Origin of the sequence: Xenorhabdus beddingii (assembly GCF_002127545.1) — a bacterium.
In the GTDB taxonomy this organism is placed as follows: domain Bacteria; phylum Pseudomonadota; class Gammaproteobacteria; order Enterobacterales; family Enterobacteriaceae; genus Xenorhabdus; species Xenorhabdus beddingii.
Genome location: NZ_MUBK01000175.1, coordinates 1 through 422, shown reverse-complemented (window position 1 = coordinate 422; position 422 = coordinate 1). Strand labels below are relative to the sequence as shown.

The 422-nt window shown below is 59.0% G+C and carries 1 protein-coding gene; it reads right to left on the bottom strand.

Going from position 1 to position 422, the window contains the following annotated elements:
- On the bottom strand, positions 1-406 hold a 406-nt coding region (locus Xbed_RS19135; RefSeq protein WP_244182581.1), incomplete at its 3' end, for an inverse autotransporter beta domain-containing protein.
- Between the last annotated feature and the right edge of the window lie 16 nt (positions 407-422).

Here is a 422-nt window from a genome sequence, read left to right as displayed (position 1 = left end):
TGGCGCTGACATTGACATTCAGCGGCACAATCGCGCCACCGCGCCCGCTGATCTGCTCTTCCATCATCAGGCGGATCAGCATTTTCTTGCGGTATTCCAACACGATCTGGTTATTGCGCTCGACCAGATCATAACGCCCGCCCTGCAGACTGCGCTTAAAGGCCACCGCATCCGGGTCAGTTTGTGTTGACCACGGGGTGCCGATTTGATAGTTCAGGCCGAAATTCAACAACGTTTCCCCGCCGCCGGACGCACTCTGCCGGCGATCCAGCCCCAGCGTCACCAGCGGGATGGGGGTATAGCTGAGGCCGAGGGTAAAGGCAGCCGGGTTTTTCTGCCGGCGCTCTTCACTCAGCAGCCCGACCTCATCGCCGAAGTACTGCTCATAAATCAGTTTGCCCCCCAATTGCGGGTAGGATGGC